This is a genomic window from Arthrobacter sp. zg-Y1110 (genome assembly GCF_025244865.1).
GTDB lineage: Bacteria > Actinomycetota > Actinomycetes > Actinomycetales > Micrococcaceae > Arthrobacter_B.
This window is the reverse complement of sequence record NZ_CP104272.1, coordinates 2,125,129-2,134,175: the sequence shown is the minus strand read 5'-3', so window position 1 is coordinate 2,134,175 and position 9,047 is coordinate 2,125,129. Positions and strand designations below refer to the sequence as shown.

The following is a 9,047-nucleotide window of genomic DNA, read 5'->3' as shown; positions in this document are numbered from 1 at the left end:
ATGACCACGACAGCAGCACCGATCGCCCTGACCACCGCCAGCATCACCGCAGCCCTGTTCCAGACGGACGCGTACAAGCTCGGCCACATCCACATGTACCCCCGGGGCACCACAAAGGTTCTCTCCAACTTCACCAACCGCGGCTCCCGGATCGAGGGCGTGGACCACGTGGTGCACTTCGGCCTGCAGGCCTTCCTGCAGAAGTTCTGCATTGAAGCCTTCGCCCCGTTCTTCGCCGCCGATGAAGACGACGCCGTGGCCGAATACCAGGCCGGCCTCAACGACATCCTCGGCCCCAACACCGTAGGCACCGACCACATCCGGTCCCTGCACCGCCGCGGCTACCTGCCGCTGATCTTCCGTGCCGTGCCCGAGGGAACCCGGGTGCCCCTGCAGGTCCCCTCGGTCACCGTCGAATCCACCGAGCCGGAGTTCTTCTGGCTGGTCAACTACATCGAGACGGCGCTCAGCGCCTCCATCTGGCAGCCCTCCACCGCGGCGACCATTGCCGACAAGTACCGCGGCATCCTCGACACCGCCGCCGCGAAGACCGGCACGGACGCCGGCTATGTGGACTGGCAGCTCCACGACTTCTCCTTCCGGGGCATGCCCGGTGTCGAAGCTGCCGCCGCTTCCGGCGCCGGCCACCTGCTCTCCTTCAAGGGCTCGGACTCCCTCGGTTCGGCCGACTTCATCCGCCGCTACTACAACTCCTCCTTCGGCACGGACAACGGCCAGATCCTCGGCTCCATCCCCGCCAGCGAGCACGCCGTGATGTGCGCCGGCGGCCAGGACGGAGAAGCGGAAACCTTCCGCCACATCCTGGAGGTCAACCCCACCGGCAACATTTCGCTGGTTTCCGACGGGTACGACCTGTGGCACGTACTGCAGGGCATCCTGCCCGGACTCAAGGACATCATCACCTCGCGCGACGGCAACGTCGTCATCCGTCCCGATTCCGGAGACCCGGCCGACATCGTCTGCGGCTCCTCCACCCGCCCCGGCGCCGTCGCCCCCGACACGGCACCGTCGATGGCAGAGGACCCGGCCTACTTCGGCGTCGTCGCCCTCCTGGAAGCCGAGTTCGGCTCCACCCGTAACGACGCCGGCTACAAGGTCCTGAACAACGTGCGCGTTATGTACGGCGACTCCATCACCCCCGAGCGTGCCGCAGACATCACTGCACGCCTGGAGAAAGCGGGCTACGCCTCGGAGAATGTCGTGCTCGGCGCCGGTTCGTTCACCTACCAGTACGTCACCCGGGACACGTTCTCCTCGGCCATCAAGGTCACCTACATTGAGGTCAACGGCCAGCCCCGCAACGTGTTCAAGGATCCGATCACCGCCAAGGGCTTCGGTTCCAAGCGTTCCGCCACCGGCCGCCTGGCCGTCACCCGGAACGACGACGGCGAACTGGTCCTCATCGAGAAGGCCACCCCCGAGCAGGAAGAGGCCTCCCTGCTGCAGCCCGTCTGGGCCAACGGCGAGTTCCTCCGCCGCCAATCCTTCGCGGACGTCCGTGCAGTGCTCGGTAACATTGCCTCATGAGTTCCGAAAGGCTGCAGCCCCTCGTCTCGATCGATACCGTGCCCTTCATCGTGCGGGACGGGGGGCTGTGCCTGGTGACGGCGGAGCGGGCCAATGAACCCTTCGCCGGCGCGCAGGCGCTCCCCGGTGTCCTCCTGCTTCCGTCCGAACGGCTGGCCGAGGCCGCACTGCGCGCGCTGACGGTCAAGACCGGAGTAGGGGAGGACCAAGTGCAGCACCTCGACACGGCGGGCGTCTACGACAACCCGGACCGGGATCCGCGCGGGCCGACCATCTCGATTGTCCACACCGTTGTCCTGCATCCGGACGCCCGGCTCAATGAAACCGCGGTGAAGGTCACCCCGGTGGAACGGGTATCCGGGCTGCCCTTTGACCACGACACCATCATCCGCCGCACCGCCGGCACCGTGCTGGACGCGCTCTGGGTGGACGCGGGACTGACCAAGGCGCTGCTGGGGAAGCACTTCACCACGGCCCACGCCGCACGGATGAGCCGGAGCCTGGCGGCCGCCGCCGGACGCACCGAACCGGACTCCTCCAACCTGGGCCGGATGCTGGCCCGCAACCCTGCATTGTCCAAATCCGGTGCAGTGGCAGAAGGCCGTGGGCGGCCGGCCGCAGGGTGGTCCTGGTTGTAGAACGTCCTGGTAAATTGCGTGAATCAAATGCCAGCGTTTAAAAGGGGGACGGTTACAGTTATTGCCGCTAGCACTACCCGTTCTGCGGCACAGCAAACCGACCCAACGAAAGCCGGATATCCATGTCTTTTGAGTATGTTTCAGCGGTAATGGCCCAAGGCAGCAGCGAAAGCGATGGCTCAGGGAGTAATTGGATTCTTGTAGGGATGATTGTTTTGGTCTGTTTGGTATGTTTCATACCCTCCAAATCCAAGGGGAAATCCGGATCGCTGGGTACCGGGCAGCTCACTGCTGAAGAAGTTAAAGCTATGCGTTTCCAGCCCACGAAATTCAAGGAGGGCTACGACCAGGACGAGGTCGATGACCTGCTTGAACGGGTAGTCAGGGAGCTTCAGCGCCTCGAAAAGGAAAACACTCAGGTGCAGCAGGCCGTTTCCCTGGGTCGGTCCGTTCCTCACACCTCGCCGATCATCACTGCTGACCAGGTAATGAATCAGAAGTTCTCACCGACAAAATTCCGTGAGGGATATTTGCAGGATCACGTTGACGATGCCCTCATGAGGGTTGTTATGGGTCTTCGGGACCGGGTTTCCGAAAATGAGCAGCTTCGACGCCGGGTAGGCCCGTCCCAGTACGGAACTTCGACGACGCCGAGCTAACCCGGATACGGCCCTTCGGCGGGCAGCAGCCCTCGAATTGATGCCAAGCCCTGGTGGAATTAATCAGCCGGCGGCCGTTGCCGTTGCCGCTTCGTGGCACCCCGTTGTTTCTTTGCATCGAGGCGGCGGTAGTTCGAGCCGCGGGTAGGTTTGGTGGTCCGGCGCGGAGCAGGTCCGGGCGCCAGTCCGTCTGCCACGAGCGCGGCGAGCTTGGCCAGGGCTGTTTCCCGATTGCGAAGCTGGGATCGTTGCTCGGAGGCCGTCACGGTCAGCACTCCAGCCACGAGACTGCGTTTCAGCCGCTGCAGCAGCAGCAGGCGTTGCTGTTCCGACAGCACCGCAGAACCGGCTACGTTCCAGGAGAGCGCAACGCGGCTGTCCGAGGTGTTGACGTGCTGGCCCCCAGGGCCGGACGAACGGGAGAACCGCCAGTCGAGTTCAGCCGCGGGAATCGTGAGCGCGGGCGACACCACCAAATCCATCCCTCCAGCGTCGCACGAACGAAACCGGTAGGGCTAACGGGAATGCAGCCGGTCGGTGGGCAGCAGCAGTTCAATTGCAGCGGTCATATCGGCGGCCTTGGCAATCGCGCCCTCCGCTGTCGGAGCCACCACCACCCGGTCCCGGCGCACTTCCTGGATCAGCACCGGTATCTGCTGCCCGCCGTCGTCGAGCCACCACTCCTCGATAAACATCCGAAGGCCCAGCTCATCGAGCAGGGCTTCGGCCGCATCGAGGTCACCGGCCTCAGCGCGACGGCGGTGCAGCAGGTCATACGGGACAAACCCGCCGTCGTCGGTCATATGGATGAAGCCGACGTGCTCGCCGTCGAGGCTGCGCAGATGGTCGAAGGTGTTGTCGGACGGCAGGGGTTCGGACATGGCAGGACCCTAACACCTAAGCATCACCCGGCAGCCGCTCCCACAGTTTCCGGGTGGTGTTCCAGCTGCGGATGGTCATCGACTTGTACAGCGGCGAGGCCGCGATGGCACTCAGCCGGCTCTTGGTCAGCTCGGAGCTGAGCCGCTGCGAGTAGATGACGCCGTCGCCCGGCCAGATCTCGTCAATGCCTTCCCTGGGACGAAAAGCGTCCATGGCGGTGTCCGCATCGATGTCCATGAGGAAAATCGCGTCCGAGTGGTAGAGGTCCGGCCGCTCTCCGAAGTGCTGGGGCCGGTGTTCGACGACGGCCTGCAGCTGCGCCCGGCCCAGCACGAGGACCTTGATGAGTTCGTCGTCGAGGTCGAAGTTATCCGTGAGTGCGGCTTCGATCTGCCGGCCGACGGAGCCGGCGTCGTCACTCGATGCCAGGAAGACATTCCCGCTCGCAATGTAGGTGGACACCTGCTGGAACCCGAGGCCTTCAAGATGCCCCCGTAACTCCTTCATGGGGACCTTGTTCCGCCCGCCGACGTTGATGCCGCGCAGGAGAGCCAGGTAAGGGAGCGTGTCCGCGGCCGGGCTGTCGGTCATTGCACCGGGATACGGCGGCGGATTTCGCGCACGGTGCCGGTCGGATCGGGGGAGTGGTCGTGGGATTCGGGCACTGTTACCAGGACGGCCTGCGGCATCCGCCGCGCCAGCTTCTCGGTGGCGTCCATAATGACCGGGTAGGTGGTGGTACCGCGCAGGATGGTGACGGGTACCGAAACCTGGGCCATCGCCGCCGTCGGGGTGGACACGGCCTGCGACAGCAGCGCGTCGTAGACGGCGGACTGCGCCAGCGGAACCAGGGAATCGAACATGGGGCTGGCCTGGATCTGCTCAATAAACGCTTCGGGCAGGCCGATACCTTCCCGCTGAAAGGTGGTGACGGCGTCCGCCGGGTTACCTGAATCAACGAGGGCCTGAAGCCGCTGCGGAAGGTCGATCGAAGGTTCCCCCTCGCCGAAGAGGAACGGCGGCTCCGACAGGAACAGGTGGCTGATCGGTGCCCCTTCGGCCGCGGCAAGCAGGGCGAGCATGGCACCGGAGGAATGTCCGAGGACTGCCGCGTCACCGCCGACGGCGTTGAGGACCGCCGTGAGGTCCTCCACCTCCCGCCGAGGAGAGTAAGGGGAAGTATCCGTGCTTTTCCCGCGGGCTCGGCGGTCCACCGTCACCGCCTGGAAACCGGCGGCTTTGAGCGCGGCGGCCAACGGGGCGCCGGCGTCGGCGGTTGAAAACGCACCGCCGACAATGACCACCGGCGGGCCGTGGCCCGTCTGGTCGAAGGCGATCCGGGTGCCGTCTGCTGAGTCTGCGTACAACATGCCCAGATTCGATCACGCCGGCGAGGCCCCGGCAATCAGTGGCTGCGCATCCGCTGCTCCCGGCGGCCAAACTTCCCGTGCATCCGGCACCCCGCCGCCGCGCCGTCAGTGGGCCTAGCCGGCCACCTGGCTGCGCTGGCCGGTGTCGACGGCGGCCACCGCACCGCCGTCGACCAGCAGGTCCGCGCCGGTGATGAAGCTGGCGTCCTGGCTGAGCAGGAACGCCGTTGTGCTGGCGATGTCGAAGGCGGTGCCGAGGCGCTTGGTGCCGGAAGCTTCGATCATGGCGCGCATCTGCGAGCCGGATTCGCCGGAGAGTTCCTGCTGGCCCATCGGCGTGGAGATGACGCCGGGGCTGATGCTGTTCACGCGTGCCCCGCGGGCACCCCAGCGCAGGCTGGCGGTCTGGACGCGGACCTGGTTGGCGCGCTTGGCCACGCTGTAGGCGTGTCCGGGGTGGTCGATAGCGGCAACAAACGGAATCAGCAGCAGATCATCGGCAGGCTTGGTGGCCAGGCTCGCCAGCACGTCGGCGGGCATCTGGCCGCCGGCCATGTAGGCGGACATGCTGGAAATGACGACGCCGGCACCGCCCGGGGCGATGACCTTTTCGAATTCCTCCAGCACCACGGCCACACCGAACAGGTCCACCTTCCAGATGGCCTCCACCGGTGCCTGGACGGGGGAGAGCCCTGCGGTGTGGACGACGCCGGTCACCGCTCCCAGCTCGCGGGCCGTTGCGGCCAGGGCGGCCACGGATTCGCGGGAGGAAACATCGACCTTTTGGGAAACGACGTCGTAGCCCTCACCGAGCGCGGTGGCCACTGTGCTCTCCAGCAGCTCTTCATTGAAGTCCGCCACGAGGACCTTCCGTCCTGCGCCGGACCGGCGCATAACCGCCTGGCCCATGCCGCCCATGCCGATAACTACCAGTACTTCCGAGGCCATGATGCTCCCATGTCAGAGGTGACCGGCGGAGAAAACCGCCGGATGTATGCCTCTGAGACTAGCGGGTCTCGGTTTCCCCGGGCACGGCGCCGCGGCGGGCACGGACAGAGGAACGGTCCGTGCCCGCGGTGTACCGGCGCATGGAGGTTAACCGGCAGGGTCATAGGCGACGGCGACGTCCAGCACCCACGTGACGCCGAAGCGGTCCTGCACCATTCCGTATGCGGGGGAGAAGGCCGAGGGCGCCAGGTCCTGCAGCACGGTGGAGCCCTCGGCAAGCCGCCCCCAGAGATCCGCGATCTCCTCGGACGAGTCGCCGCGGACCGAAACGAAGGAGGATTTATCCCCCTGGTCGTAGGACACGCTGGCGGGAACGTCGTAGGCCATGATCGAGAAGCCGTTCCCGCCGATGACCTGCCCGAACTTGACCTGGCCGGCCTCCTCGGGGAGCTCGACGCTGTAGGCGTCCTCGTTGGTGACGACGATAAGCTGCCCGCCGAAAACCGAGTGGTAGAACTCGAGGGCGGCCCGGGCATCGCCGCGGAAGTTCAGGTGGGGCGTGGTGGTGACAGACATGGGTTGCTCCTTCTGGAATGGCCCGGGTGTTTCCCGGTAACACCCACTCTTCTCTTAGTAGAGGTCAGTTTCTGGCCGCTATTTCGTTTATCTTTCTCGTATGCCCACCACGACGTCGCGTCTCCTGCTGCTCCTCTCACTTCTGCAGACCCCGCGGGACTGGCCGGGGCAGGTGCTCGCGGACCGGCTGGAGATCAGCCCCCGGACCGTGCGCCGCGATGTCGACCGCCTGCGGGAGATGGGTTACCGCATCTCCGCGCTGAAGGGGCCGGACGGTGGCTACCGCCTCGACGCCGGTGCCGAGCTGCCGCCGCTGCTTTTTGACGACGACCAGGTGCTGGCCCTCGCCGTCGCACTGCACTCCGCGCCCCTGACCGGAGCAGGCATCGAGGAGGCCGCCGCCCGCGCGCTGGCCACCGTCCGGCAGGTGATGCCCTCCCGGCTGCGCCACCGTTTGGACGGACTGCAGTTCACCGCGCTGCCGGGCCGTGCGGCCGAATCTGTCCAGCCGGACGTGCTGCTGGCCCTCTCCACAGCCGTCGGCACACGTCAGGTGCTGCGCTTTGACTATGCAGGTGCCCAGTCGGGAGACGGCGACGTCGGATTCTCGCCGCCGCGCCGCGCGGAACCGCACCATCTGGTGGCATCGCGCGGACGCTGGTATCTGGTGGCGTGGGATTTGGACCGAAACGACTGGCGGATCTTCCGGGCCGACCGGATCACTCCGCGGCTGCCCGCCGGTCCCCGGTTCCGGGAGCGGGAACTGCCCGGCGGCAACGTGCATGATTTCCTTTCCGCACGGTTCCGGGGAACGGAACCGGGGAAGAGTCCCGCTGAAGACTGGCCCTGCCGCGGCGCCGTGGTCCTGCATCTGCCGGCGGCCGACGTCGTCCCGTTCGCCGGTGACGGCACGGTCGAAGCGGTTGGATCCGACCGGTGCCGGTTGGAAGCGGGCTCCTGGTCCTGGGCAGCGCTTGCGGCGGCCTTCGGCAGGTTCGACGCCGAGCTGGAGGTGGTTGGTCCGCCTGAGCTGGCGTCCGCCTTCGGAACGCTGGCGGCCCGTTTCGCCGCGGCTGCACCGCGGTAAGTCTCCGCCGGTCAGGAGCTCTCCCAAGCCGATTAATGAATGTGCTCTCTGTGGCAGTCAGTTCGTAGAAAAGTAGAACACCGCCCCGGCTGCGACGATGAAGAGCATGCCGACCGTTGATGATCCGGCCGTAAGCAGGCGGGACGGTTTCCTGCCCCTTCGGGTGAGCAAATGAATAATAGCCAGGATGCCGAAACCGAAACCGATCAGTGCAAGCACAATGACCGCCGGATTCAACGGCGGACCCTCGGGAGCCTGGTCGTTTCCTATGACGCCGATGACGGACAGAATGACCATCACCGCGCCCAAGGCCATTCCCCCGAACAAGGGAATGATCAGGTTTGCTTTGGCTGTATCGCGGTTCCCGGTGAAAGTTCCGGCGGCCCGCCTGCCGTAAGACGACTCCAACACGGAGTTCGTGATCCTGGCGAGCCAGTCACGCCGGGAATACCCGAGGAAACACCCGGCAATAATGAGTGAGCCAATAATGACTCCCGGCCAGAAAACGGACATAAAGAACCCCCGATGAATGAGACTGGGCCCGGATACCGGGCTGCCGGAATGCTAAGTCATCGGGCCTGTGCTGTCACTGGGTGATTACCTGTTTCTTCGCCCGGGGGCCGTCCTACTCCGTCCGGGCGTTGACCTCTCCCTTGTGGCTGGGATGGGAGAAAGCGGAACAGCCCATGGGGAGAACTACCCATGGACCGCGTGGCTTACGGGAGCCGGCCGGGCCTCAGCAGCGAGGGGATGGCAGCCCGCGCAGGGTCCAGCGGCACCGGGCTGATAAGCACCGCCGGGCCGCGGTGAAGCGTGCCGCTGCTCAACGGCCGGCAGCGCAGCCCGCCCCGGCCCCGCATCGCCTTGTGCGCACCGGGCGCCAGGACCCGATCCATCCAGGCGCAGGGGTGGGCCTGCCTGCCGCCATGGAATTCCACCCGACCGTCGACAGATTCGAGGACAAAGTCCTGCCCCAGCAGCGGAGACAGCTCGGCACCGCAGAGCACCACGTTCCGGCGGGCCAGCAGCGGGTCAAAGGGATCGGCACCAAGCTCCGCGGCGATGGCCTCCAACGACTCCACAGCGAACAGGGTCACGGCCGCATCCATATGCGCGGCCTTGCCGAAGAACCGGTCCCCGACAATCCCCTTCCCGGCTACTACCTGAGCTTCGTCCGCATCGGTGGTGACGACGTCGGCCGGCCCGTCCTTGGCGCGCCCGAAGTAGGCGTGCGCCGGTGAGACCAGCAGGTGCAGGATCTCGACGTCGTACGTATAGCTCATGCCTCCACGCTAACCGCTCCTCCGAGGACGTACGTTGCCGGCACGGGCGCGCCGGT

Annotated in this window: 12 protein-coding genes; 4 read left to right on the top strand and 8 right to left on the bottom strand. The window is 65.9% G+C overall.

From position 1 onward, the window contains the following. The 3 genes from N2K99_RS09920 (at position 1) to N2K99_RS09910 (ending at position 2,845) form a co-directional block, all read left to right on the top strand. The gene (locus N2K99_RS09920; protein WP_227933671.1) at positions 1-1,548 is read left to right on the top strand and encodes a nicotinate phosphoribosyltransferase; all 1,548 of its coding nucleotides are present in this window, start codon (positions 1-3) and stop codon (positions 1,546-1,548) included. Then, on the top strand, positions 1,545-2,186 hold the full coding sequence (locus N2K99_RS09915; RefSeq protein WP_227933670.1) for an NUDIX domain-containing protein: 642 nt from the start codon (positions 1,545-1,547) through the stop codon (positions 2,184-2,186). The genes N2K99_RS09920 and N2K99_RS09915 overlap by 4 nt, the downstream gene beginning before the upstream one ends. Before the next feature lie 122 nt (positions 2,187-2,308). Then, on the top strand, positions 2,309-2,845 hold the full coding sequence (locus N2K99_RS09910) for a DivIVA domain-containing protein (protein WP_227933669.1): 537 nt from the start codon (positions 2,309-2,311) through the stop codon (positions 2,843-2,845). Between the two features lie 59 nt (positions 2,846-2,904). On the opposite strand, the gene arfB is transcribed toward N2K99_RS09910, so the two are convergent. From arfB to N2K99_RS09880, 6 genes are all read right to left on the bottom strand, one after another. Then, the gene (arfB, locus tag N2K99_RS09905; protein WP_227933668.1) at positions 2,905-3,327 is read right to left on the bottom strand and encodes an alternative ribosome rescue aminoacyl-tRNA hydrolase ArfB; all 423 of its coding nucleotides are present in this window, start codon (positions 3,325-3,327) and stop codon (positions 2,905-2,907) included. A 33-nt stretch (positions 3,328-3,360) separates the two neighbouring features. After that, on the bottom strand, positions 3,361-3,726 hold the full coding sequence (locus N2K99_RS09900) for a serine/threonine protein phosphatase (protein ID WP_227933667.1): 366 nt from the start codon (positions 3,724-3,726) through the stop codon (positions 3,361-3,363). A gap of 16 nt (positions 3,727-3,742) precedes the next feature. After that, positions 3,743-4,318: a DUF1697 domain-containing protein gene (locus N2K99_RS09895; protein WP_227921152.1), complete on the bottom strand. Its 576-nt coding sequence runs from the start codon at positions 4,316-4,318 to the stop codon at positions 3,743-3,745. Beyond that, positions 4,315-5,097: an alpha/beta fold hydrolase gene (locus N2K99_RS09890; RefSeq protein WP_227921153.1), complete on the bottom strand. Its 783-nt coding sequence runs from the start codon at positions 5,095-5,097 to the stop codon at positions 4,315-4,317. Before N2K99_RS09890 ends, N2K99_RS09895 begins: the two co-directional genes overlap by 4 nt. 114 nt (positions 5,098-5,211) lie before the next feature. Further along, entirely contained in the window at positions 5,212-6,045 is an 834-nt protein-coding gene (locus N2K99_RS09885) for an SDR family oxidoreductase (RefSeq protein ID WP_227921154.1), read from the bottom strand. Positions 6,046-6,192: 147 nt separating this feature from the next. Beyond that, the gene (locus N2K99_RS09880) at positions 6,193-6,621 is read right to left on the bottom strand and encodes a VOC family protein (RefSeq protein ID WP_227921155.1); all 429 of its coding nucleotides are present in this window, start codon (positions 6,619-6,621) and stop codon (positions 6,193-6,195) included. A 100-nt stretch (positions 6,622-6,721) separates the two neighbouring features. Between N2K99_RS09880 and N2K99_RS09875 the strand changes: the two genes are divergently transcribed. Beyond that, positions 6,722-7,708 (top strand): YafY family protein, encoded by a 987-nt coding sequence (locus N2K99_RS09875; RefSeq protein WP_227921157.1) that lies wholly within the window; start codon positions 6,722-6,724, stop codon positions 7,706-7,708. 57 nt (positions 7,709-7,765) lie between these two features. Here the strand turns inward: N2K99_RS09875 and N2K99_RS09870 are convergent, their stop codons facing one another. Together N2K99_RS09870 and N2K99_RS09865 are read right to left on the bottom strand one after the other, a co-directional pair. Next, on the bottom strand, positions 7,766-8,221 hold the full coding sequence (locus N2K99_RS09870; RefSeq protein WP_227933666.1) for a hypothetical protein: 456 nt from the start codon (positions 8,219-8,221) through the stop codon (positions 7,766-7,768). Between the two features lie 203 nt (positions 8,222-8,424). Next, a complete protein-coding gene (locus N2K99_RS09865; RefSeq protein WP_227933665.1) occupies positions 8,425-8,991 on the bottom strand; it encodes an MOSC domain-containing protein in 567 nt (188 codons plus the stop codon). Positions 8,992-9,047: the final 56 nt, after the last annotated feature.